Annotated in this window: 19 protein-coding genes; 10 read left to right on the forward strand and 9 right to left on the reverse strand. The window is 71.8% G+C overall.

Going from position 1 to position 22,837, the window contains the following annotated elements; all coding sequences use genetic code 11:
* Positions 1 to 142: 142 nt before the first annotated feature.
* Genes IEY82_RS35865 through IEY82_RS35880 form a run of 4 tightly spaced genes read left to right on the forward strand, consistent with a single transcriptional unit; the run spans position 143 to position 3,746 of the window.
* Complete coding sequence (locus IEY82_RS35865; RefSeq protein ID WP_189128736.1) at positions 143 to 2,407, forward strand: sensor histidine kinase; 2,265 nt, start codon at positions 143 to 145, stop codon at positions 2,405 to 2,407.
* Positions 2,388 to 2,813, forward strand: a complete 426-nt coding sequence (locus IEY82_RS35870; protein ID WP_189128737.1) for a roadblock/LC7 domain-containing protein — start codon at positions 2,388 to 2,390, stop codon at positions 2,811 to 2,813. The genes IEY82_RS35865 and IEY82_RS35870 overlap by 20 nt, the downstream gene beginning before the upstream one ends.
* Positions 2,810 to 3,160 carry a DUF742 domain-containing protein gene (locus IEY82_RS35875; RefSeq protein WP_189128738.1) on the forward strand — a complete coding sequence of 117 codons (351 nt, stop codon included), beginning with the start codon at positions 2,810 to 2,812 and terminating at the stop codon, positions 3,158 to 3,160. The genes IEY82_RS35870 and IEY82_RS35875 overlap by 4 nt, the downstream gene beginning before the upstream one ends.
* Positions 3,141 to 3,746 carry a GTP-binding protein gene (locus IEY82_RS35880; protein ID WP_189128739.1) on the forward strand — a complete coding sequence of 202 codons (606 nt, stop codon included), beginning with the start codon at positions 3,141 to 3,143 and terminating at the stop codon, positions 3,744 to 3,746. Before IEY82_RS35875 ends, IEY82_RS35880 begins: the two co-directional genes overlap by 20 nt.
* A 149-nt stretch (positions 3,747 to 3,895) precedes the next feature.
* On the opposite strand, the gene IEY82_RS35885 is transcribed toward IEY82_RS35880, so the two are convergent.
* The 5 genes from IEY82_RS35885 to IEY82_RS35905 all read right to left on the reverse strand — a co-directional run bounded on the left by IEY82_RS35885 (position 3,896) and on the right by IEY82_RS35905 (position 7,917).
* Positions 3,896 to 4,090: a hypothetical protein gene (locus IEY82_RS35885; protein ID WP_189128772.1), complete on the reverse strand. Its 195-nt coding sequence runs from the start codon at positions 4,088 to 4,090 to the stop codon at positions 3,896 to 3,898.
* Positions 4,091 to 4,124: 34 nt separating this feature from the next.
* On the reverse strand, positions 4,125 to 4,394 hold the full coding sequence (locus IEY82_RS35890) for a WhiB family transcriptional regulator (protein ID WP_189128740.1): 270 nt from the start codon (positions 4,392 to 4,394) through the stop codon (positions 4,125 to 4,127).
* Positions 4,395 to 4,522: 128 nt separating this feature from the next.
* Positions 4,523 to 4,780 (reverse strand): hypothetical protein, encoded by a 258-nt coding sequence (locus IEY82_RS35895; protein WP_189128741.1) that lies wholly within the window; start codon positions 4,778 to 4,780, stop codon positions 4,523 to 4,525.
* 96 nt (positions 4,781 to 4,876) lie between these two features.
* On the reverse strand, positions 4,877 to 5,761 hold the full coding sequence (locus tag IEY82_RS35900) for an acyl-CoA thioesterase (protein ID WP_189128742.1): 885 nt from the start codon (positions 5,759 to 5,761) through the stop codon (positions 4,877 to 4,879).
* Positions 5,762 to 5,874: 113 nt separating this feature from the next.
* Positions 5,875 to 7,917, reverse strand: a complete 2,043-nt coding sequence (locus IEY82_RS35905; RefSeq protein WP_308016022.1) for an ATP-dependent DNA helicase UvrD2 — start codon at positions 7,915 to 7,917, stop codon at positions 5,875 to 5,877.
* A gap of 152 nt (positions 7,918 to 8,069) precedes the next feature.
* Here IEY82_RS35905 and IEY82_RS35910 point away from each other — a divergent pair, with 152 nt between their 5' ends.
* A complete protein-coding gene (locus IEY82_RS35910) occupies positions 8,070 to 8,972 on the forward strand; it encodes an alpha/beta hydrolase (protein WP_225264301.1) in 903 nt (300 codons plus the stop codon).
* Between the two features lie 71 nt (positions 8,973 to 9,043).
* A complete protein-coding gene (locus tag IEY82_RS35915; RefSeq protein WP_189128745.1) occupies positions 9,044 to 9,292 on the forward strand; it encodes a glutaredoxin family protein in 249 nt (82 codons plus the stop codon).
* Positions 9,293 to 9,390: 98 nt separating this feature from the next.
* On the opposite strand, the gene IEY82_RS35920 is transcribed toward IEY82_RS35915, so the two are convergent.
* Both IEY82_RS35920 and nudC read right to left on the reverse strand, forming a co-directional pair.
* The gene (locus tag IEY82_RS35920; protein WP_189128746.1) at positions 9,391 to 9,768 is read right to left on the reverse strand and encodes a hypothetical protein; all 378 of its coding nucleotides are present in this window, start codon (positions 9,766 to 9,768) and stop codon (positions 9,391 to 9,393) included.
* 63 nt (positions 9,769 to 9,831) lie between these two features.
* The gene (gene nudC, locus IEY82_RS35925) at positions 9,832 to 10,806 is read right to left on the reverse strand and encodes an NAD(+) diphosphatase (RefSeq protein WP_189128747.1); all 975 of its coding nucleotides are present in this window, start codon (positions 10,804 to 10,806) and stop codon (positions 9,832 to 9,834) included.
* Between the two features lie 143 nt (positions 10,807 to 10,949).
* Here nudC and IEY82_RS35930 point away from each other — a divergent pair, with 143 nt between their 5' ends.
* Genes IEY82_RS35930 through IEY82_RS35945 form a run of 4 tightly spaced genes read left to right on the forward strand, consistent with a single transcriptional unit; the run spans position 10,950 to position 16,188 of the window.
* Positions 10,950 to 12,086 (forward strand): ATP-grasp domain-containing protein, encoded by a 1,137-nt coding sequence (locus IEY82_RS35930; RefSeq protein ID WP_189128748.1) that lies wholly within the window; start codon positions 10,950 to 10,952, stop codon positions 12,084 to 12,086.
* Positions 12,083 to 13,564 carry an IucA/IucC family protein gene (locus tag IEY82_RS35935; RefSeq protein ID WP_225264303.1) on the forward strand — a complete coding sequence of 494 codons (1,482 nt, stop codon included), beginning with the start codon at positions 12,083 to 12,085 and terminating at the stop codon, positions 13,562 to 13,564. Before IEY82_RS35930 ends, IEY82_RS35935 begins: the two co-directional genes overlap by 4 nt.
* Positions 13,565 to 15,124, forward strand: coding sequence for an IucA/IucC family protein (locus IEY82_RS35940; protein WP_189128749.1), 1,560 nt, complete (start codon positions 13,565 to 13,567; stop codon positions 15,122 to 15,124).
* Positions 15,121 to 16,188: a type III PLP-dependent enzyme domain-containing protein gene (locus IEY82_RS35945; RefSeq protein ID WP_189128750.1), complete on the forward strand. Its 1,068-nt coding sequence runs from the start codon at positions 15,121 to 15,123 to the stop codon at positions 16,186 to 16,188. The genes IEY82_RS35940 and IEY82_RS35945 overlap by 4 nt, the downstream gene beginning before the upstream one ends.
* Here the strand turns inward: IEY82_RS35945 and IEY82_RS35950 are convergent.
* Positions 16,179 to 19,451, reverse strand: a complete 3,273-nt coding sequence (locus IEY82_RS35950; protein WP_189128751.1) for an ATP-dependent helicase — start codon at positions 19,449 to 19,451, stop codon at positions 16,179 to 16,181. The two genes, IEY82_RS35945 and IEY82_RS35950, sit on opposite strands and share 10 nt — an antisense overlap.
* Entirely contained in the window at positions 19,445 to 22,714 is a 3,270-nt protein-coding gene (locus IEY82_RS35955) for an ATP-dependent helicase (RefSeq protein WP_189128752.1), read from the reverse strand. Before IEY82_RS35955 ends, IEY82_RS35950 begins: the two co-directional genes overlap by 7 nt.
* Positions 22,715 to 22,837: the final 123 nt, after the last annotated feature.

The raw sequence follows: 22,837 nt of genomic DNA on the forward strand, positions 1-22,837 counted from the left end.
AACGCGCTAGTCGCAGCGTGCACAACTGGCAGCTCTTGCCTCACTCAGGCCGTTCGACCATGCGCAGCCACACGCGCGGAATTGGACAGTACGCATGAGATCCGTCCCGCCAATCCGCTCCAAAATCCTCAAGATCCTCTTGGTGCCGCTCGTCTCGCTGGTCGCCTTGTGGGGGTTCATCGCCTATTCGATGGTCAGCGAGACCTCCGGATTCGCGCAGAGCCGGAGCGAATGGGATGTCGTCGGTGTCCCCACTCGGGCGCTGATCGCCGAGATCCAGCGCGAACGCCAGGCCACCGCCGTGAGCGCCGGCCGTACCGCGGACGACCCGGAACTCGCGGCGCAGCGGCAGCGCACGGACAGCGCGGCGTCCCGGATCCGGGACGTGGCCACGGCCGTCAGCGAGGAGCACCCGGTCGGCACCAAGCCCGAGACCGTGCAGGCGCTCCTCGACGCGCTGGAGGGGCTGCCCGCGGTGCGCTCCGCCACCGACGAGGGGCAGATGACCCCGCTCACCGCGACGGAGAAGTTGAGCGCGCTGATCAGCGTCGCCAACCGCCAGTTCGGCGGAGCGGAGCGGATCACCGAGATCTCCTCTTACCGGGTGCTGCGCGGGCTGACCGCCTACAGCTCCGCCACCGAGTACCTGGCCAGGGAGAACGCCATCCTGACCCCGGCGCTGGCCCGTGGCGAGATGACCCGGCCCGAGCACGCGGCGTTCGTCACGGCGATGACCAGCCGCCGGCTCCAGTTGGCCAACGCCGAGCGTGACATCGGCCCCGATCTGCGGGAATGGCACGCACAGCTCGTCGCGACCCCCGCCTACCAGCGGTTCCTGACGGCCGAGGACGCCGTCTACAGCTGGCAGACGACCGGCAAGCTGCCGGTGTCCGCGAGCGCCTGGAAGCGCGACGCCGAGGCCACGGTCGCCGGGCTGAAGAGCAACTCCGACCGGGACCTGGCCCGCGCGACGGCGAAGGGCGAGGATCTCGTCGCGGCCGGCCTGCTGCGCATCTCGCTGGTCCTCGGGCTCGGCCTGCTCGCCGTGGTGCTGTCGATCGTGCTGTCCTACCGGTTCGGCCGTTCCCTGATCGGTGAGTTGAAGAAGCTGCAGGGCTCGGCCGTCGAACTGGCCGAAGTACGGCTGCCGCAGCTGGTCGAACGACTACGCAAGGGCGAGGACGTCGACCCGGCCGAGACTCCCGAGCTGGAGCGCGCCCGGACCGCCGAGGTCGATCGGGTCGCGCAGGCGTTCTCCTCCGTGCAGCGCACCGCGGTCGAGGCGGCCGTCGGCCAGGCCGTCCTGCGCAAGGGCGTCGGCCAGGTCTTCCTGAACCTGGCCCGGCGCAACCAGGCGCTGCTGCATCGCCAGCTCAACCTGCTCGACTCGATGGAGCGCAAGGTCGACGACCCGGAGACGCTGGAAGGGCTGTTCAAGCTCGACCACTTCACCACCCGCATGCGCCGGCACGCGGAGAACCTGATCATCCTGTCGGACGCGGCCCCCGGCCGGCGCTGGCGCGACCCGGTGCCCGTCTACGACGTGGTGCGCAGCGCGGTGCTGGAGGTCGAGGACTACACCAGGGTCAGCATGCAGGCGATGCCCCACGCGCCGCTGCTGGTCGGCGGCGCGGTGACCGACGTCATCCACCTGATCGCCGAACTGGTGGAGAACGCCGCGGTCTTCTCGCCGCCGAACACGATGGTGCAGGTGCGCGGCCTCACCGCGGCCAACGGCTTCGCCATCGAGATCGAGGATCGCGGCCTCGGCCTGAACCCGGCCGCGCTGGAGGAGCTCAACGCCCTGCTGGCCACCCCGCCGGAGTTCGACCTGGCGGGCAGCGACCGGATGGGGCTCTTCGTGGTGTCCCGGCTAGCCGCCCGTCACGGGATCAAGGTCGTGCTCCGCCCGTCGCCCTACGACGGCACCACGGCGATCGTGATGCTGCCGTCGAGCCTGATCACCGAATGCGGCGGCCCCGGCGCGGAGCTCGAGGTCTCGCTGTTCGACGCCAGCCGGTCCTTCCCTGCCCACCCTGCCCGATCTGGTCCCCCGGCCGCCGGGACGCTCCGCACCGCGTCCGCCGTACGGACGCTGAACGCGGCTCCGCCGCCGGCCTCGCCACCACCGCCCTCGCCGTCGCCCGTCGGGGCGGCCACCGCGTCGCCGCCGGACACCGACGACGACCTCGACGGCCTGCCGGTACGCGTACGACAGGCCAGCCTCGCACCGCAACTACGAAAGCCGCAGCCACGGGACGAACCCGATGTCACCACCCGTTCCCCGGAGGAACTCCTCCGCGTCATGTCCTCCATGCAGCAGGGCTGGCGTCAGGGACGCGAGGAGGCCGAGTGGCCCCACGACCTGCGGAATGGAAAGGACCCTCATGGCCGACCCGAGAACTGAGCTGAGCTGGCTGCTCGACGACCTGACCCAGCGCGTCGCGGGCGTACGGCACGCGATCCTGCTGTCCGCCGACGGCCTGACGATGGGCGGCTCGCAGGGGATGACAAGGGAGGACAACGAGCACCTGTCGGCCATCGCGGCCGGCAGCCACAGCCTGGCCATGGGCGCGGGGCGCCACTTCGGCCTCGGCGGAGTCCGCCAGACGATCGTCGAGCTGGAGGGTGGCTTCCTGTTCGTCACGGCGGCGGGACAGGGGGCCCGGCTGGCCGTGCTGGCCGCGGGTGACGCCGAGCTGGGGCTGATCACGTACGAGATGGCACTGCTCGTCAAGCGGGTGGGTGAGCACCTGTCCACGCAGCCGAGGGGAGCGGCCCCGGCGCCGGTATGGAACGGCACGAAACCGTGACGGACGAGGATCCCGGGCCACTGGTCAGGCTGTTCGGGCTCACGGGGGGCCGAGCGCGGCCGCCCGGCGAGACGTTCGACCTGGTGGCCATCGTGAGAACGAGCAGGCTGCCGTTCGAACCGGCCGGCCTGAACCCCGAGCACCAGACGATCCTGTCCATCTGCCGCAGGCCGACCCCGGTGGCCGACGTGGCCGCGCAGCTCGGCCTGCCGCTCAACATCACCCGTGTGCTGCTCGGCGACCTGCGGAGCGATGGCCTGGTGACCATCGACCCGCCCCAGACCGCCGACCAGACGATCGACGAACGCACCTACAGGGAAGTACTGCATGGAATTCGCAGGCTCTGACCGCCTCCGGCCCGCGGGGAGGTCACTCGCCGCCGCGACCGCCCTGAAGATCCTGGTGGCGGGCGGTTTCGGTGCTGGCAAGACCACCCTGGTGGGCACGATCAGCGAGATCCGGCCGCTGCACACCGAGGAACTGCTGAGCGACCGCGGCATGGGCGTGGACGACATCTCGGGCGTCGAGACCAAGGTCACCACGACGGTGGCGCTCGACTTCGGCCGCATCACCATCCGCGAGGACCTCTGGCTCTACCTGTTCGGCACCCCCGGCCAGGATCGGTTCTGGTTCATGTGGGACGAGCTGTCGCTCGGCGCGCTGGGCGCCGTCGTCATCGCCGACACCCGCCGCCTGCAGGACTGCTTCCCGGCCGTCGACTACTTCGAGCAGCGCAGCCTGCCGTTCGTGGTGGCGGTCAACTGCTTCGACGGCGCCCGCCGCCACGATCCGGCGAAGGTACGGCGAGCGCTCGGCCTGGACGAGCTCACCCCGGTCGTCATGTGCGACGCGCGCAACCGGGCCTCGGTCAAGGACGTGCTCACCACGCTCGTCACGCACGCCGTGGGAGCGGCGTACCAGAGCGTGCCATGACCATGGGCGGCCGGCGGGAAGCCGGCCGCCCGGTCACACCGGTCCGCCAGGGCCGGTTCTTCCTGCTCAGAGCCGGGCGCGGTGGTCGCGCCCGGCTCGATCAGAAGGGATCCGTGAGAGATCCTGCGCCGGCGGCAGGATCTCTCACGTCAGACTCCGCGGCTCAGGGCCTGGCTGAGGCGCTCGTTCGCCCGCCGCACTCCGCGTTCCGCCCGTCGCACGCGTCGGATGCGCGAGATCAGGCGTTGCTCCTCCGCTTCGCGGTGGAGCGTTTGTATTCGGTCGCTGACCAGTTCTTGGTAGAGATACGGCAGTTCGAGGCCTCGGGTGAAGTTCGTGCTCATCTGTCTGTCTGCTCTCTCGTTCGTTGGTACGTGTTCAGGCGGCGACCGGGTGCTTCCGCGGGCGGCCCCTGGGCCGCTTGCGGGGTACGACGGCGCCCCGGAGGATCAGCTCGCCACCCCAGACGCCCCAGGGCTCCTCGCGCTCGAGCGCGCGGTCCAGGCAGGCCTTCTGGATCGGGCAACCGCCGCAGAGCGCCTTGGCGAACTCGACGTCCTCCGGCGACTCGGCGAACCACAGGTCAGGGTCGGTACGACAGGGGATCTTGGCTTCGTCGATCAGGTCCATGATCGTCTTCGCCCCCATCTTGTTCTCCTTCTGATCGATCTTTGATCTTGGTCGGGCACCTCGTAGGTGGTGGGGGGATCACGGAAAACAAAGAGGCCGCGGATCCTGTGTGCGGATCCGCGGCCTGGAGGCTGCTCTTGTGCCGGTCAGGTTATGACCGGAGCATCCCTCCAGGGTTGCGGACCACGCATTCCACCCTTGGTGAACTGCTGGGTCGGCTGGCTGGCGCCTGCGGAGACGGGCACGCCATCAGCGCTGGCGCCCAGGTGGGCGAGCGCATAGGCGGCGGCCTGGCTACGGGCAGACTCGTGCTGCCGCAGTCTGGCCGGCCCATCGACGAGCCTCACCGAGTTACGGCATGCGAACGTGAGCCACGGCGTGGCCGACATCTGGATGCTGATCACTGGGACTCACCTCCGCTCTGGGACAGTCGGACAGGACCGTCCGACTTGCATGACCATGACCCTAAACCGGGAAACCGGGAACCGGCAACACATTTTCTACCTGCGATTTTGTGACCTTGTTGTACGGATCAAGGCCTCCTGGACGACCGAGACGACAAGCTCACCCGACGCGGTGAACATCTCACCCCGTGCGAGCCCACGGCCCGCGCCCGCCCACGGCGACTCCTGAGCGTAGAGCAGCCAGTCATCGGCCCTGAACGGCCGGTGGAACCACATGGCGTGGTCGAGCGAGGACCCCTGCACGTCGGAGGCGCCGAACGCCATGCCATGGGCCAGCATGATCGTGTCGACCAGCGTGAAGTCGGACGCGTAGGCGGCCAGCACCACGTGCAGCAGCGGGTCGTCGGGCAGCTCGGCATGGTAGCGGAACCACACGTTGGTCTGAGCGCTCTTCAGGGCGGGATTCTGGTAGGCCTCCCAGGTCAGCGGAGAGGCGTAGCGGGCGTCGACCGGCCGCGGCCGCGACAGCCAGTCGCGGTATTCGGGCGCGTCGCCGACCAGCCCGATCATCTGGTCCTGGAACATCGGCAGCGTCTCGGCCTCGGGCACCACCGGCATCACGGACGCCTGATGCTCCACCCCCTCCTCGAAGATGTGGAACGAGGCGGACATCATGAAGATCGCCTTGCCGTGCTGGATGGCCATGATGCGGCGGGTGTTGAACGACCGCCCGTCACGCAGTCGCTCGACGTTGTAGACGATCGGGATGGACGGGTCGCCGGGCCTGATGAAGTAGGCGTGCAGCGAGTGCACGGTCCGGTCATCCGGCACCGTACGGCCGGCCGCGACCAGCGCCTGCGCGGCCACCTGTCCCCCGAACACCCGCTGGATGCGCTCCTCCGGGCTGCGACCGCGGAAGATGTCGAGCTCGATCTGCTCCAGGTCGAGCAGATCGATGAGCTCTTTCAGCGCCTCGTTCACGAATCCCCCTCGTGAGTACCGTCTACCGGCAAGTCTGACTTGTTGCTCATGACACACCAAACCCGCCCACCGTATGATGGCGGGCCTTCATTTCGGCGCAGTTACGACGCCCGTCAGCCGCCGGCCGAGCGGCAGAGCCCCAGGACGGCCTCGCCGTAGCGGTCGACCTTGACCCGGCCGATGCCCGCGATCGAGAGCAACTCCTGCTCGCTGACCGGCACCCGCTCGGCGATCGCCTGCAACGTCACATCCGTGAAGACGACGTACGGCGGGACCTTGGCCTCCTTGGCTGTCGCGGAGCGCCACGCCTTCAGGCTCTCGAGCAGCGCCTCGTCGTAGTCGGCCGGGCAGGTGGCGCACCGCCCCAGCTTCTGCTCCGCGGCCGCCGACAGAGTCTTGGCGCACACCCGGCAGCTCACCGGCGCCGCGACCTGGCGACGTTCGCGGGTGGCCGAGGCGGCTCGGGGCGGGGCGGAGGCGCGACCGGTGAGGCCGTCGAGAAACCTGGACGGCCGACGGCTCTTGCGCCCCCCGGGCGAGCGGGCCAGCGCCCACGACAGCGACAGGTGCTCGCGGGCCCGGGTGATGCCGACGTAGAGGAGGCGGCGCTCCTCCTCGATCTGCTCGGGCGTCTCGGCGTAGATGATCGGGATCATGCCGTCGGTGAGACCGACCAGGAAGACTGCGTCCCACTCCAGGCCCTTGGCGGCGTGCAGCGAGGCCAGCGTGACGCCCTCGACCGGCGGCGCGTGCTGCTCGGACGCGCGGCGCTCCAACTCGGTGACGAACTCCGGCAGCTCGGCCCCCTCGGCCGCCATGTCCTCGGCGAGATCGGCCAGCGCCTTCAGCGACTCCCACTTCTCGCGCGCCTTGCCACCGCCGGGCGGCTGCGGGGTGAGGCCGACTCCGGCCAGGATGTGGTGGACCTCCGAGGCCAGCGGCTCGCCCGACGCGGACCTGGCGGCGCCGCGCAGCAGGACGACCGCCTGGCGCACCTCGGGCCGCTCGAAGAAGCGTTCGGCACCCCGCAGCACGTAGGGGATCTCGGCCTTGGCCAGGGCCGACTCGTACGCCTCGGACTGCGAGTTGGTGCGGAACAGGATGGCGATCTCGCGCGAGGCGACGCCCCGGTCGAGCAGCTTGCGGATGGCGCGGGCGACCCCGGCGGCCTCGGCCGGCTCGTCGTCGTAGTCGTGGAAGACGGGCCTCGGCCCGTCGGGCCGCTGGGCGACGAGCCGCAGCCGGTGGGGGGACCTGCCCTTGGCGATGACCAGGTTGGCGAGGTCGACCACCTGGGGGGTGGAGCGGTAGTCGCGGACCAGCTGGATCACGGCGGCGTCGGGGTGCTCGACGGCGAAGCCGGTCAGGTAGCGCGGGGTGGCGCCGGTGAAGGAGTAGATGGTCTGGTTGGGGTCGCCGACCACGCACAGGTCGTCGCGGCCGCCGAGCCAGGTGTCGAGCAGGAGCTTCTGCAGCGGGTTGACGTCTTGGTACTCGTCGACCACGAAGTAGCGGTATTGCCGGCGGATCTGCGTCGCCACCTCCTGGTGCTCGGTCATCACCGCGGCGGTCAGCTCCAGGATCGTCTCGAAGTCGACCAGGTGCCGCTCACGCCTGATCTGCTCGTACGCCTCATAGAGGACGGCCACCTGATCGGCGGGCACCGGAGGCGTGCGGTGATGCTTGCCCGCGGCCGCGACGTAGTCCTCCGGACCTATCTGGGTGACCTTGGCCCACTCCACCTCGGCCGCGATGTCCCGCAGCTCGGACCGATCCGGATTTTTCCGGATCCGGCGGCAGGCCTCCACCAGCACCGGCAACTTGGACTCGATCACCGAGGGCGCCTCGCCGCCGATCACCCGCGGCCAGAAGTAGGTGAGCTGCCGCAGCGCGGCCGCGTGGAACGTGCGCGCCTGCACCCCCGGAGCGCCCAGAGCGCGCAACCGCTGCCTGAGCTCCCCCGCCGCCCGCGTGGTGAACGTCACGGCGAGCACGCTCGGCGCGTCGACGACGCCACTGCGCACCGCGTGGGCGATGCGGTGGGTGATGGCCCTGGTCTTGCCGGTGCCGGCGCCCGCGAGAACGCACACCGGCCCGCGCACGGCCTCGGCCACCTCGCGCTGCTCCGGGTCGAGCCCGGCCAGCACGTCGTTCACGTCGCTCACCTGTCAATCCTCCCAGCCGGTGGCGGTGCGGTGCTCCATTCTGGCAACATGCCGCCCGGTGCCCGTTCCGGTCGCCAAGATGCGAGAACCGGTCACTTCCTTCACAATGGGGCCCGACCATGTCCATCGGGAAAGGCAAGGCTGTGCGATTTGCGGTTTTCGCCGGCGCGCTGGCGCTCGCAACCATCGCGCTCACACCGGTGACCGCACACGCGACCACAGGGCCCACACCGGGGCCGGAGGTCACGACCCCCACCGACCCATACGGACTGGGCGGCCTGTCGTTCGAGACCGTCTCCTACGCCTCGCAGCGCCGCCAGGACATGGACGTCTGGTGGACCTCCGACGGCACCCAGCGCCCCGGCGTCTTCCTCATCCACGGCGGCTGGTGGTCCAGCGGCGACAAGAAGGGCATGAGCCAGATCGCCCGCGGCTACGCCGAGCTGGGCTACACCGTCTTCAACATCAACTACCGGCTCACCAGCCAGGCCGCCTGGCCCGCGCAACGCACCGACGCCCTCGCCGCGATCGCGACGGCCCGCAAGCACGCCGAGCGCTGGTCGTTCGATCCCAAGAACTACGTGGTGGTGGGATTCTCCGCGGGCGGGCACATCGCGGGCGCCGTCGGCACCTACGGCAACGGCCTCAGCGGGCTCAAGGGCGTCGTCGGCCTGTCGCCGATCGTCTCTCCCCTGCGCGCCTACTCCGACGGCGCCGCCAGCACCGATCCCTACAAGCGCAAGCTCCGCACGTCCGCGATCAAGCTGGCCGGCGGCTGCGCCCCCAAGGGCAAGTGCTCGCGGATCTGGGCCAGCATGGAGATCGCCTGGCACGCCAGCCGCAAGGACGCGCCGATGCTGACCATCCATTCGCAGGACGAGTTCGTCCCGGCCACGCACAGCCAGGTGCTCAAGGAGATGCTCGGGCAGGTCGGCGTGCCAGTGACGATCATCACGACGCCCGGCGTGGCGCACAGCTCGGCCCTCTACCGCGAGGAGGGCGTGACCGAGCGCGTGCAGCGGTGGATAGCCGACCGCATCGGCTAGGGATTACCGGGCAGCTCCCCGTTGTTGCACCGAGCGCCTGTTTCCGTTGTCCTTTGGAGGGATCCACCGACATGGCGCTCACGGTCTACAGCACCACCTGGTGCGGCCCATGTAAGCGGCTGAAGTCGCAGCTGACCCGTGAGGGGATCAGCTTCGACGAGATCGACATCGAACGCGACCCGGACGCGGCTCAGTTCGTGATGAGCGTCAACAACGGCAACCAGGTGGTGCCGACCGTGGTGATCGAGACCCCTCGGGGCCGCGTGGTGCGTACCAATCCCTCCGCCCGTGAGGTCAAGGCTCTGCTCGAAGCGGCCTGACGACCAACGAGAAGCCTCCGGCTTCCCGCCGGAGGCTCTGTCGGTTGGTTTACTATGCCCACGAGGACCTGGGTGCTTGAGTCACTCAGGTCCTCATCTCAGTGGACGTGACTGTCGAGCTTCTGCTCCAGACGCGCGATGTCGCCCTTGAGCTCGATCCGCAGATCGCTGATGTCGGACTTGAGCTCGGTGCGGACATTGCCGATCTCGGTCTTGAGCTCGGTGCGGACACTGCTGATCTCGGCCTTGAGCTCGGTGCGGACATTGCCGATGTCTCGCTTGAGCTCGTTGCGGACGTCGATGATGTCGCCCTTGAGCTCGACCACGGCGTTGGTGATGGCGCCCGTCACGGCGTCGATGACCCGCCTCTCCGAGGCCTTGATCTTGTCGTCCATCAGCACTTCGATGGCCGCGTGCTGGATCGCCAGCTTCTGACGCTCGAGATCCAGGATCTCGACGATGTGAGACTCGTTCATGGGCATGAGTTTACCGCTTTCGCTACCGAAGGTGTCTTCGAATTTACGGTAAGTGACATCGGATCACCAGTCTCCGGCCAGGGGGCCGCCGTACCAGGTCTCGATCAGCCGACGGGCGATCGAGACCGCGGGCGGCAGCCGGATCTCTCCCGAGCGCAGCGCGTCGGACAGCTCCTCCCGGGAGAACCAGCGGGCCTCGGCGATCTCATGGGCGTCGGGGGTGAGCGTCGTCGTCAGGGCGTCGGCGAAGAAGCCGAGCATGAGACTGCGCGGGAAGGGCCAAGGCTGGCTGCCGAGGTAGCGCGGGTTGACGACGGTGATGCCGACCTCCTCGGCGACCTCCCTCACCACGGCGTGCTCCAGCGACTCACCCGGCTCGACGAACCCGGCCAGGATCGACAGGCGCCCCTCCGGCCACTGGGGGCCTCGGGCCAGCAGGCAGCGGTCGCGCTCGTCGCGGATCAGCATGATCACCGCGGGGTCGACGCGCGGGAAGTGCTGGCTGGAGTCGCGTGGGCAGACCCGGATGTGGCCGCCCGCCATCACGTTCGTAGGGCCGCCGCAGCGCGGGCAGAACTCGTGGGTGGAGTGCCAGGCGTCCAGCGCCACCGCGTAGACCAGGAGCCCCGCGTCACGGTCGCCCAGCAGCCCGCCCGCCTGGCGCAGACCCGCGGGGACCGTCGCGCCGTCGGGCGTGTCACGCAGGCTCAGCGGCACCGTCACGCGGCCGTTGGCGTCGGCGGCCGGCCCGCCCGGCAGCGGCGCGGCCACCGCGAAGTAGACGACGTCGCCGTCGGCGCCCAGGAGGTAGCGCTCGCCCGGCGGCGCCTCCTCGGTGGTGAACAGCACCGCCCGCACCTCGTCGCCGACCCGTCTGACCAGCGTTTGACCGTCGTGGACGACCAGGACCCTGGTCGTCGGCTGGGCCCACACCCGCTCCAGCCATGCGCCGTCGGCCCGCAGCGCGGCCGATCTGTCGATGGTGCCGCGCGCGAGGAGCAGTGGTCCGATGAGCTGCTCTGCCGCCCTGGTGTCCACGGGCCCGCCTTCCCAAATCACATGCCATCCTATGACCTCAGAGTTAGCCACCGGTTACGGTATCCGGGCGGCGAGGTGATCTCTCGCGAGTTAGGATCATCCGGTTAGGTTAGCCTTACCTGATCACCCGGGGGTGTCACGCGTTGCGGCTCTACATGACCGCGATCAAGCCGACCGATTCGGTGACCGACGGGTTCCTGCCCGCCGCGCGGGCCCTGGGCTGCCAGGTGACCATGCTGACCGACCGGCCCGACCGGCATCCCGACGGCGTGGCCTGCGACGTTCGCGACCCCCGGGCGGTCATCGACGTGATCGCCGGTCTCGGCCGGCCCGACGCGATCTTCACCAACTCCGACCATCTGCAGGCCGAGACCGCGCTGGCCGCCGACTACTTCGGGCTGCCCGGCAAGGACTGGCGGGCCTGCCTGGCCGCCAAGAACAAGTTCCTGACCCGTCGCCGGCTCGCCGAGGCGGGCGTCGAACAGGTCCGCTCGGTACGACTGGCGCCCGGTGACCCGGTGCCCGGCGGCCTCCCCTACCCGCTGGTCGTCAAGCCGCGCGAGGGGGTGGCCAGCGAGGACGTGATGCTGGTCGAGAGTGACCTGGCCGGCGCGGTGGCCGAGGTCAGGAGGCGGCGCCCCGGTGAGGCGCTGGTCGTGGAGGAGTACCTGGAGGGGCCGCTGCGCACCCTCGAAACCCTCGGCGACGGCACCGAGCTGCGGGTGCTGGGCGGGTTCGAGACCACGCTGGGGCCGCCGCCCCACTTCGTCGAGGAGCGGCTCGACTGGGCGCCTGGAGGGCCCCGCGAGCATGTGCTGGCCGCGCTGCGGGCGCTCGGCGTCGGCTTCGGCGCCTGCCACACCGAATACGTCCTCACGCCCGGCGGGCCGCGCATCGTCGAGGTCAACTATCGCGTGATCGGCGACCACTGCGACTTCCTGCTGGCCGACGTGCTCGGCGTGCCGCTGTTCGAGTGGATCCTGCGGGTGCACCTCGGCGAGCCGGTGCCCGCCGTGCCGGAGATCTCCCGGTACGGCAGCGCGGTCAGCCTGGTCGCCGACCGGTCCGGAACGATCACGTCGGCGCCCGGCGCGGAGTCGGTGGAGTCAGGCGACGTCCGGCTGTGGCACCGGCCGCTCCGGTCCGTGGGCGACGTCGTCCGGCAGACCCACACCAACCGCGATTATCTGGGCGTGATCCGAGCCGTGGGGCCCGACCGGGCGCGGGTCGAGGCGGCCGTGGGCGCCTACCGGGCGGCCCGGCCCTGGGTGGTCGGGTGAACGAGCGCGAGTCCCGTCTCGCGGCACGCGTGCTCGACGCGCTGCTGCGGGAGGACTATGGCGGGCTGTCGTCGCGCGTGAGCCGGAGCCGGGAGGGCGTCCGGATGACGCTGACCGGCGGACGGACGGTGCGGCTGGCGCCGGGCCTGCTGTTCCAGGACTTCGTGGTGGCGCCGGAGGAGCGGCTGCGGCTGGGCGAGGTGCTCGACACCCTGGCCGAGGTGGCCGATCCGGCGGACTCTGAAGGGGTGGCCGCGTTCTCCGAGGAGTGCGCGCAGGCGCTGGCCGCCTCACGACTGCACGACGAGCGGCTCGCCTCGGTGCTGGCGACGCGGCCGTCCTACGAGTCGCTGGCCGCCTTCGTGGACCATCCCGTCTACCCGACGTCCCGGGCCCGGCTCGGGCTGTCGGCGGCGGAGCTGGTCGCGTACGCGCCGGAGTTCGCGCCCTCGTTCGAGCTGAGGTGGGCCGTGGTGCCGCGGGCGGCGCTGGCGCCGGGTTCGGCCACCGAACTTCCGCCCGACGTGGCGCCGGGCCTCGCCGCCGACGGGGTGCTGTTCCCGGTGCATCCCCTGGCCGTGGACGAGGTGCGGAAGATCAGCGGGGTGCGGGTGCTGGACGAGGCCCGGCTCACCGTACGGCCGACGCTGTCGATGCGGACCGTGGAGGTCGGCCCCCGTACCCATCTCAAGCTGCCTCTGCCCACCAGCACTCTCGGCGCGCGCAACCGCCGCTCCATCAAGGCCGGCACGCTCGAGGACGGCGCGAGGGCGGAGCTCCTGCTGCGCCGGCTGGCCGATCGCGACGTGCTGGTGGCCGACGAGCAGACCTACGCGCACGCCGGCCACGAGTACCTCGCCTGGATGGTGCGCCGGCTGCCCGAGGGGAGGATCGTGCCGGTGGCGGCGCTCAACGTGCCCGGCGTGCGGGCCGAGCTGGGCGACGTGCTCCCCGCCTACCTGCGTCTCCTGCTGCGCTGGCACGTACGGTTGTTCGTGCGTTACGGCGTGGCCCTGGAGGCGCACCAGCAGAACCTGGCGCTGGTCCTCCACGAAGGCCGCATGCGCCTGCTGGTCAAGGACAACGACGGGCTGCTCGCCTCCCCCGCCCGGCTGGCCGCGGCGGGGGTCGAGCCGCCGGACTTCACCGACCGGCGGATGCTGACCGACGACCCCCACGCGCTGGCCGACGTGTTCGTGACCATCACCCTGCACCTGGCGGCCGCGGCGGTCGTCTTCGGCGCGCTGCCCCACCGGCGGGCCGCCGCCCTGCTGCGCGCCACCCTCGCCGAAGCGCTCGACGAGCACCGTGGCGACCCCATGGCCAGGTTGCTCCGGGCCAGGACCCTCGACGCGGCCAGGCTCACCGGCAAGTCCATGATCACCGCCGGGACCCTCGTGGCCAAGGAACGGTCCGGGGCGCGTGACGTCAACAAGTTCTACGGCACCAGCGGGCCCAACTACCTGAGGAGAGCTTGAATGCACGGTCTGGTCCTCGACGCGCCCGCCACGCTGGCCGAGGAGGCGACGCTGGCGGCCCTGCTCCGCTGCTGCGTGCGGGAGGTGGCCGGCCCTCGCGGGCTGGTCTGGCCCGCTCCGCCGTACCTTCTGCTGAGAGTGGCGGAGCGGCTGCTGCGCGTCCGCACGCACGGCGGCGCGGCGCTGCGATTCGACGGGCCGGCCGAGCGCCTCGACAACGGCGCCTGGCGGCCGCTGACCTCCGACGAGCTGGTACGCCTCGCCGAGGCCGAGCTGTCGGGCGGGGTGCCCGCGGCCCGCAACGGGGAGTTCGCCCGGCAGGTGGCGGCCAGCAGGGCGGCGGTGGCCGCGATCCTCGCGGCGCGGGCCGGGGCCGAGCCGCCCGCCGACCCGTGGCTGGAGTCGGAGCAGGCGCTCGTCTACGGGCACCCGTTCCACCCCACCCCGAAGGCGCGCGGGGGTGACGAGCACGACTGGCTGCGTTACGCGCCCGAGGCGCACGCGGAGTTCCCGGTGCGGCTGCTCGGGGTGCGCGAGGACGTGCTCGCGCAGGAGGGGGACCCGTCGGCGCTCGACGCGTTGGGCGAGGCGCCGTCCGGCTACCGGCTGCTCCCGGCGCATCCGTGGCAGCTCGACCTGTTGCGCCCGGCGCTCGGCGCGGAGCTGGTCGATCTGGGCCCGGGGCCGGACGTGGTGCCCACCTCGTCGGTCCGCACGGTCTACGCCGCGCGGGCGGAGGCGTGCCTGAAGTTCAGCCTGGACGTCCGCATCACCAACTGCGTACGGAAGAACGCCTGGTACGAACTGGCCGGGGCGGTGGAGCTGACCTCGCGGCTGGGCCCGGTGTTCGACGAGGTGTCGGCCAGGCTGCCGGGCACGCGATGGCTGCCCGAGCCCGGCTACCGCTCGGCAGCGCTCGGCACCCGGCTGCTCGAAGGACTGGGCGTGATCGTCCGGGCCAGCCCGTGGTCCGTGTGCTCGGCGGGCGTCGTGCCCGTCGTGGCCGCGGCGCTGGCCCTCCGCGCGTCGGCCCGCGACCCGCTCGCCTGGTGGACGGCGTACGTGTCGGTGGTGGCGCTGCCGGTGCTGGAGCTGTACTTCGCGCACGGCGTGATCCTGGAGCCCCACCTGCAGAACGTCCTCGTGGGCCTCGACGACGGCACGGGCCTGCCCGTCGAGGCGGTGTTCCGCGACCTGGAGGGCACCAAGCTGGTCTCGGGCCACCACGACCTCGGCGGCGTGCCGTCGCGGGTGGCGCAGGCGCTGACCTACGACGCCGAGCGCGGCTGGGACCGGGTGGTCTACTGCCTGCTGGTCAACCACCTCACCGAGATCGCCGCCACGCTCGCCGCGCCGCACGGCGACGAGATGCTGCGCGAGCTGTGGCGGGCGGCCCGCGAGATCCTCGCCCGGCACGCCGCCGACCTCGGCTGGCCACTCCCCCTGTCCAATCTGCTGGCCGGCGACCCGCTGCCCGCCAAGGCCAACCTGAGTGTCCGCTGGGCCAGGGCGGCCGACCGGTCCGCCGGGTACGTCCCGATCGCCAACCCGCTCGCATGATCACCCCGAGAGTACGGACCGCCGCCCGCCGAACGTCCGGTATGCCGGCCTATGTCTATGACCTGTCCGCGCTGGACGAGCACGCCGCCTCGGTACGGTGGGCGCTGCCGGACATCGAGCTCTACTACGCCGTCAAGGCCAACCCGGACCCCGAGCTGCTGCGCGTGCTGGCCCGGCACGTCGACGGCTTCGAGGTCTCCTCGGGCGGCGAGCACGCGCACGTCGCCGCGCTCTTCCCGGGCATGCCGCTGGCCCTCGGCGGGCCCGGCAAGACCGACGCCGAGCTGCGGCTGCCCTGCCACCGGCTGCACGTCGAGTCGCCGGGCGAGCTGCGCCGTCTCCTCGCCACCGGCCGGGAGGCCGACGTGCTGCTGCGGATCAACCCCGACCTGCCCGTCGAGGGGGCGGCGCTCACCATGGACGGGCCGTTCGGGATGGACGAGGCCGGCGTCGAGGAGTGCCTGCCGCTCTTCACCGACCAGGTACGGCTGCGCGGCCTGCACGCCCACCTGGCCAGCGGCCTCGACGCCGACCGGTTGCTGGGCCTGGCCGAGCGGCTGCTGGACACCGACCACGCCGAGGTCAACCTGGGCGGCGGCATGGCGGTGGACTACGCGGCCCCGGACGAGAGGTTCGACTGGGCCGGCTACGGCGCGGGCCTGGCCAAGCTGCGCCGGGCGGGGCAGCGGGTGCGGGTGGAGCCGGGCCGGGCGCTGACCGCCTACTGCGGCCACTATGTGACCACGGTCGTGGACGTGAAGCGGGTGCGCGGCCAGGCGTACGCCGTCCTGCTGGGCGGCACCCATCATCTGCGCACACCGGTCACCAAGGGGCATGACCAGCCGTTCACCGTCCTGCCCACGGGCGGCGGGCCGGGCGTGACGGACGAGCCGGTCACGCTGGTCGGCCAGCTGTGCACTCCCAAGGACGTCTTCGCCCGAAATATCGTGACTTCAGTGCGAGTAGGGGACACGGTGGTCTTCGCGATGGCCGGGGCCTACGCCTGGAACATCTCCCACCACGACTTCCTGATGCACCCGCATCCGGCGTTCCACTACGTCTGAGGGCCGACCGGCACCGCCTCGATGAGCGCCACCAGGCCGTCGGCGTCGAGCAGGTCCACCGGGCGGACGGTCCGGTTGGCGCGCACGTAGTGGAAGGCCGCGCCCACCCGGTCGAGCGGCACCCCGGCCAGGTGCGACCAGGCCAGCCGGTAGGCCGCCAGCTGCACCGAGGCGGCCTCTGCCGCCCTGCCCTTCGGCGGCTCGCCGGTCTTCCAGTCGACCACCTCGTAGCGCCCGTCCGGCAGCTCGAAGACGGCGTCCATCCTGCCCCGCACCAGCCGATCGGCGATCATGGTCTCGAACGGCACCTCCAGGTCGAGCGGCCGGCGTTCGGCCCATTCGCTCTGCTCGAAGAGGCGCTGCAGGTCGGCCAGGCGCACGTCGGCCTCCTCGACCTCCTCGACCAGGTCCAGATCGCGGAGCTCGAAGTCGTCGAGCAGCCGCTGCTGGTCCCAGCGCGACTCCAGCCACTTGTGGAACGAGGTGCCCCGGCGGGCCAGCGGCGCCGGCTTGACCGGCACCGGACGGCGGATCCTGCGAGCCAGCTCACGGGCGTCGGCCGCCAGCGTGACCAGCGACGACACGGTCAGCCTGGACGGCAGCTCGACGGTCGTCGAGCCGCGCCGCCGGTGCAGCTCCCGCTCGCGGAGCAGCAGGTCGGTGTCGCGTTCCCAGGCCCGTACGCGTTCCTCCTCGAACGAGCGCAGCGGCTCCTCCTCGGCCGGGACCAGGTCGCCCGCGAGGGCGTCCTCCACCAGGCGGGCGCCGTCGAGCACCGACTCGTACCGCAGCCCCTCCGGCGTGACCGGCCAGACCGCGGCGGCGGGCTCGGCGAGCAGCGGGTTGGTCGCGCCCTCGGCCAGGGCGGGCGCCCAGAAGGCCACCCGGTCGGCGGTGTCGGCGATCTCCAGCAGGAAGTCGGACGGCTCCAGCGGCTTGGACGCGGTGCCCCAGCGGTAGCCGGAGGCGATCAGGTGGTAGTGGGCCCTGGTCACGGCGACGTACGCGAGGCGCCGCTCCTCCATGAGGTCGCGCTCGCGGCAGCTCTCGTCGAACGCGGCCAGCTCCTCCTTGGTCAGCCCGGTCAGCCGGGGCAGGTCGCCCACGTCGCCGCGCAGCGGATAGGGCAGCTTGCGGGGGTTCTCGGTCCAGCGGCTGTTGGTGACCGGCGTGGCCGGGAAGACGCTGCCGGTCGCGATCGTGCCCTTCGAGCTGACCAGCTGCGACAGGCCCGGCACGACCACCACCGGCCACTCCAGGCCCTTCGACGCGTGGACGGTCATCAGCTTGACGCTGTTGCTCTCACCGACCCGGCCCGCCTCCAGCCCGAACTCCTCGCTCTCCGCCGCCTGCAGGTAGGCCAGGAACGCGCCGAGCGTCGGATCCTCGGAGTCGCCCGCGAACCTGGAGGCCGCGTCGAGGAACGCGTCGAGATCGGCCCGGGCGGCGAAGGCGCTGACCGTTCCGCCTCGCGCCGCCACCTCGATGTCGAGGCCCAGCCTCCGCTCCACCTCGGTGATCAGGTCGGGCAGCGGCTGCCCGGTGTGCGCCCTGAGCTGACGCAGCTCGTACGCGAGCGTGACGAGCCGGGTCCTGGCCAGCGGCGAGAACGCCTCCAGCCACGCCTCCCGGTCGGGCAGCTCGTCGAGCGCGTCGACCAGGCTGCCGCGCTCCTCGGCCAGGTCGGCCACCACCTGGTCGAGCGGATCCCGCTCCCGGTGGCCGCCGCGCGACTCGCGGGTCAACTCCCGGGCGTACTCGCCGAGCACCCGGAGGTCGGCGGGCCCGATGCGCCAGCGCGGCCCGGCCAGCAGCCTGGCCAGCGCGTCACCCGCCGTCGGGTCGTAGAGCACCCGCAGCGTGGCCACGATGTCGTTGACCTCGGGAACGGTCAGCAGGCCACCCAGGCCCACCACCTCGACCGGGATGTCACGCTCTTCGAGGGCCCTGCGCAGCGCGGGGAACTGCGAGCGCTTGCGCGCCAGGATCGCCACGTCCTGCGGCTGCACGGCCAGGGTCTTCTTGCGCTCGCCGTCGCCCCAGGGCAGGCCGTCGGGCGCGACCTCCTGGCCGAGGAGCGCCGCGACGCCGTCGGCGACCCATCGCGCCTCGTCCTCGGCCGTCTCGTGGAACGCGCAGGTGACGCGGCCGCGGTCGACCCGGTTGGGGCCGGGCACGAGCACCGGCACCTCGCGGGCCTCCATGCGCAGCGGCAGCTGGACCCGGGCGGCCACGTCGAGGACCCGGTCGCCGTTGCGGAAGCTGACGCCGAGCTGACGCACCGGAGCCGGATCGCCGGCGCCGGTGCGGAAGTCGGTCGGGAACCGGCGCAGGTTGCCCGCCGACGCGCCGCGCCAGCCGTAGATCGACTGGCAGGGGTCGCCCACCGCCGTGACGGGGTGACCGTTGCCGTACAGGCTCCGGAGCAGCACCAGCTGGGCGTGGCTGGTGTCCTGGTACTCGTCGAGCAGCACCACCGCGAACCTGGAGCGCTCGATCTCGCCGACCTCCCTGTGGTTGGCGGCGATCCGGGCGGCCAGCGACATCTGGTCGCCGTAGTCGATGACCTCCCTGGCGCGCTTGAGCCGTTCGTACGCCTCCACCAGCGGCAGCAGCTGCTCCCTCGCGGCCTGCACACTGCCCGGCCGGCGCTGCGCGAGCGTGGTGCGGCCCGGGAGCCCGGCCTGTCGTTCCGCCAGCCACTGCCCCATCCGCCGCACGTCGGCGGCGGTGCGCAGATGCTCGGACAGCTCGCCGGCGAGCTCCAGCACGGCCGCGGTGACCGACGGCGGGCCGAGCTCGATCCGGTCCATCGGGCCGTCGTACCCGGCCACCACCCGCGACGCCAGCTGCCACGAGACGGCCGGCGTGACCAGCCGCATGGTCGGCTCCAGCGCCTCACGCAGCGCGTGGTCGGTCACCAGCCGGGCCGCGTAGGCGTGGTAGGTGGAGACGGTCGGCTCCTCGTCGAGCAGCCCCGGCTCCATCAGGCCGGCCTCGGCCAGACCCGCGAGCCGCTCCCTGACCCTGGTGGCCAGCTCGGCCGCGGCCTTGCGGGTGAACGTCAGGCCGAGCACGTTCTCCGGCTTGACCAGGCCGTTGGCGACCAGCCAGACCACCCGGCCGGCCATGGTCTCGCTCTTGCCGGAGCCGGCGCCCGCCATGACGACCATCGGTTCGAGCGGGGCCTCGATGACCTCGCCCTGCTCACGGGTCGGCGGCAGGACACCGAGCTTCGCGGCCAGCTCGGCGGGACTCAGCACACCTGACCCCCGTTGTCGTTGACCGGGCAGCTCGCCCTGGCCGCGCAGGTGCGGCAGCCGTCGTTGACCTTGGCCTGGAAGAACGGCCCCGACATGCCGATCGCGACGGTGTCGACCAGGTCCCTGGCCCAGCCGGGGTCGGCGTCGTCGGCCAGCGCGCCCTGCCGCTGTTCGACGGCCTCCTTCTTGCCCGCCGCCTTGCCCAGCTGGACCAGCGCGGCGCCCCCCGGCTCGGTCATGCCATGCCTGGCGAACGCGCCGAGCAGCGCGGCCAGCTGGTAGACGCCGAGCTGGGGATGGCGGTCGAGCTCGCCCGCCTTGGGCTTGGCGCCGCCGGTCTTGAGGTCGATGATCACCGCTCGGTTCTCCGAGTCGCGCTCCACACGGTCGACCCGGCCCTTGATCTGGACGCCGTCGCTCACGGTCGCGATGAAGGCCTCCTCCAGCGCGACCAGCTCGCGAGGATTCTCCTTGTGCCAGCGCAGGAACTTGCCGATCATCTGCTCGGCCACCTGGCGCTGCTTGCGGTTGAACCACACGCCGCCGAAGTCGAGCTCGTTCCAGATCTCGTCGAGGCGCTCGCCCAGTAGGTCCTCGTTCGGCAGGTCGGTCGCGGCCAGCACGGCGAGCGCGTGGATGACCGTGCCGAGCCCCTGGGCGGAGCTGGTGCCGGCCGCCCCGACGGCCGTCTCCAGCAGCCAGCGCAGGCCGCACTTGCTGAAGCTCTCGACCGCCGACGGGGAGATCCTGACGATGTCGTCCGGCCAGCTCAGCGGGCGGTCGTCGGTCATGGTCGTGAGGGCGTACCAGTCGCCGGGGTGCGCGCCCTGAACTCCGGCGGCGGCCAGCCGGGCGAGCTGCTGGGCCGCCTTCTGCCGTACTGTGGCCGGCCTCGTGGGGTCGGTGACCGCGCTCCGCAGGTCGGCGACGAGGGCCGACATGTTCAGCCACCGTGCCCGGTCGTCCACCGTGGCCGTGTCGACGGCCCCCGGCATCAGCTCGCTCAGGAACCGGGACGGCCGCTCGTCGGTGTCCTCGCCACCGACCGCCGTGACGACCAGCCTCTTCCTGGCCCGCGTCGCGGCCACGTAGAACAGCCGGCGCTCCTCGGCCATCAGCTTGGACGCCAGCGACGCCGCGTTCGGCCGCGCCCCCTCCACCACCTCGGCCAGATCCTCGACTCCCAGCATCGAACCCCGCAGCCGCAGGTCGGGCCAGACGCCCTCCTGCACCCCCGCGACCACGACCACGTCCCATTCGAGCCCTTTGGAGCGGTGCGCGGTCAGCACCCGCACCGCGTCGCCGTCGGGCGCCCGCTCGGCCAGCGTGTCACCCGGGATCTCCTGCGCGGCCAGATCGTCCAGGAACACCTCGGGCCCCGCCTTCGGCATCCGGTCCACGAACCTCGCCGCGTGATCGAACAGCGCCACCACCGCGTCGAGGTCGCGGTCGGCCTGCGCCCCTCTGGCGCCTCCCGCCAGGCTCTGCTCCGTCCACCGCTCGGCCAGGCCGCTGCCCTGCCAGACGGCCCACAACACGTCCTCGGCGCTGCCCTGCCGGCGCACGGCCTCCTGGGCCGTGGTCAGCAGCCTGGCCACCCGCTCGGCGGGCAGCGCGACGTGCGGCTCCACCCGGGTCAGCTCCCGCACGTCTCGTACGGCCGCCACCAGCAGCTCCCCGGACGAACGGGGTCTCGACGAGCGCGGCCCGGCGCCGTCCTCACCAGGGTCCTCGGCGACCTGCCCGTCATCCGGCACGACGTCCTCCGGAGCGGCGGGCGCGGCGGACGGGACGGCGTCGTGCTCCGCGTCCGATGGGCTTGCCTCGGACGTGGCGGTGGGCGGCGCGCCCCCGGTCGCCTCGTTCTCGGCGATCTTCAGGGCCCGGCGGAGCCGCCGGACGCCGATCATGTCCGTGCCGCCGAGATGGCCGGTGAGCAGCTCCTCGGCCACGCCCTCGTCGAGGGCCTCGGGATCGAGCGCCACCCGGAGCATCGTCAGCAGGGGCCGTACGCCGGGCTCCTGCGCGATCGGCACCTCGTCGCCCGCGACCATCGTGGGCACCCCGGCACTGACCAGGGCCCGCCGCAGCAGAGGCACCTGCCGGGTGGCGGATCGCACGAGCACCGCCATCCGATGCCACGGCACCCCGTCGATCAGGTGAGCCCGGCGCAGCGTGTCGGCGACGACGGCCGCCTCCTGGCTGGTGCTGTCGGCCAGCAGCACCCGCACCTCACCGGCCTCGGCGTCGTCCACCGGCACCAACTCCCGATGCCCGTACGTCCTTCGCCCTCCGGCCAGTGAGGGGGCGGGGGCCGCGGGGAGGCGGGTGGCTATGCGGCGCGAGGCCTCCAGAAGGTCGGGCCCGCTGCGCCGGCAGACGCGCAGGGCCAGGACCGGGGCGTCCCGCCCGTCGAGGGTGCGGAACCGTTCCGGAAATTTCAGGATCCCGCGCACGTCGGCCCCCCGGAACCCGTAGATCGACTGGTCCGGGTCACCGACCGCGACCAGGTCACGCCCGTCACCGGCCAACTGCCGCAGCAGGAGCTCCTGCGCCGGATCCGTGTCTTGGTACTCGTCCACGAAGACCACGTCGTGCGCCGCGCGTTCCCTGCGACGCACGTCGGGGTCGGTCAGCAGTGCCGCGGCGGCCCTGATCAGCTCGGCGTAGTCGAGAGCCGGCTCCGGGTCGAGGTCGAACCGGGCCTGATAGCGCAGCGCGAACCGGCCGGCGGCCGCCCAGTCGGCCCTGCCGTACCGCCTGCCCAGCTCCTCCACGCGCTCACCGTCGAGCCCGCGCTCGTACGCCCGCGACAGGAAGTCACGCAGCTCCTCGGCGAACCCGCGCGTCTTCAGCGGCTCGCGCAGCGCGACCGGCCAGTCGGTCGCCCCGTCCTCCAACTCGCCGTGCAGCAGCCGGCGGATCTCCAGCAACTGCTCGGGGCCGCTGAGCAGGCGCGGCGGCGGCTCCCCGGCGAGCACCGCCTCACGCCGGAGCAGGGAGTAGGCGTAGCTGTGGAAGGTCAGCGCCAGAGGGGTCCTGGTCGTGCGGCGCAGGCGCCCGGTGACGCGCTCGCGCAGCTCACCGGCCGCCTTGCGACCGAAGGTGAGGATCAGCACCCGCTCGGGATCGACCCCGCGCCGCTCGATGCGCTCGACCACGGACTCGACCACGGTCGTGGTCTTGCCGGTGCCAGGGCCCGCGAGGACGAGCAACGGGCCGCTCCCGTGCCGGACCACGGCACGCTGGTGCTCATCGAGCACAGGGGCCTCAACAGGGCCCCCGCCCCCACGCCGCACCAATCGCCAGGTCTGACCACTCACAACACTAGATTCCACCAGACCACAGGGGTAGATCGTGCCGAGTTGACCGCTCTCCCCGCCGAA

Origin of the sequence: Nonomuraea cavernae, from assembly GCF_014646355.1 — a bacterium.
Taxonomy (GTDB): domain Bacteria; phylum Actinomycetota; class Actinomycetes; order Streptosporangiales; family Streptosporangiaceae; genus Nonomuraea; species Nonomuraea cavernae.

Excerpts from the sequence above, each read along its gene's own strand:
- IEY82_RS35870 (WP_189128737.1), top strand. The coding sequence starts at position 2,388 with ATGGCCGACCCGAGAACTGAGCTGAGCTGGCTGCTCGACGACCTGACC.
- IEY82_RS35880 (WP_189128739.1), top strand. The coding sequence starts at position 3,141 with ATGGAATTCGCAGGCTCTGACCGCCTCCGGCCCGCGGGGAGGTCACTC.
- IEY82_RS35885 (WP_189128772.1), bottom strand. The coding sequence starts at position 4,090 with ATGAGCACGAACTTCACCCGAGGCCTCGAACTGCCGTATCTCTACCAA.
- IEY82_RS35890 (WP_189128740.1), bottom strand. The coding sequence starts at position 4,394 with ATGGGGGCGAAGACGATCATGGACCTGATCGACGAAGCCAAGATCCCC.
- IEY82_RS35915 (WP_189128745.1), top strand. The coding sequence starts at position 9,044 with ATGGCGCTCACGGTCTACAGCACCACCTGGTGCGGCCCATGTAAGCGG.
- IEY82_RS35920 (WP_189128746.1), bottom strand. The coding sequence starts at position 9,768 with ATGAACGAGTCTCACATCGTCGAGATCCTGGATCTCGAGCGTCAGAAG.
- IEY82_RS35940 (WP_189128749.1), top strand. The coding sequence starts at position 13,565 with ATGCACGGTCTGGTCCTCGACGCGCCCGCCACGCTGGCCGAGGAGGCG.
- IEY82_RS35945 (WP_189128750.1), top strand. The coding sequence starts at position 15,121 with ATGATCACCCCGAGAGTACGGACCGCCGCCCGCCGAACGTCCGGTATG.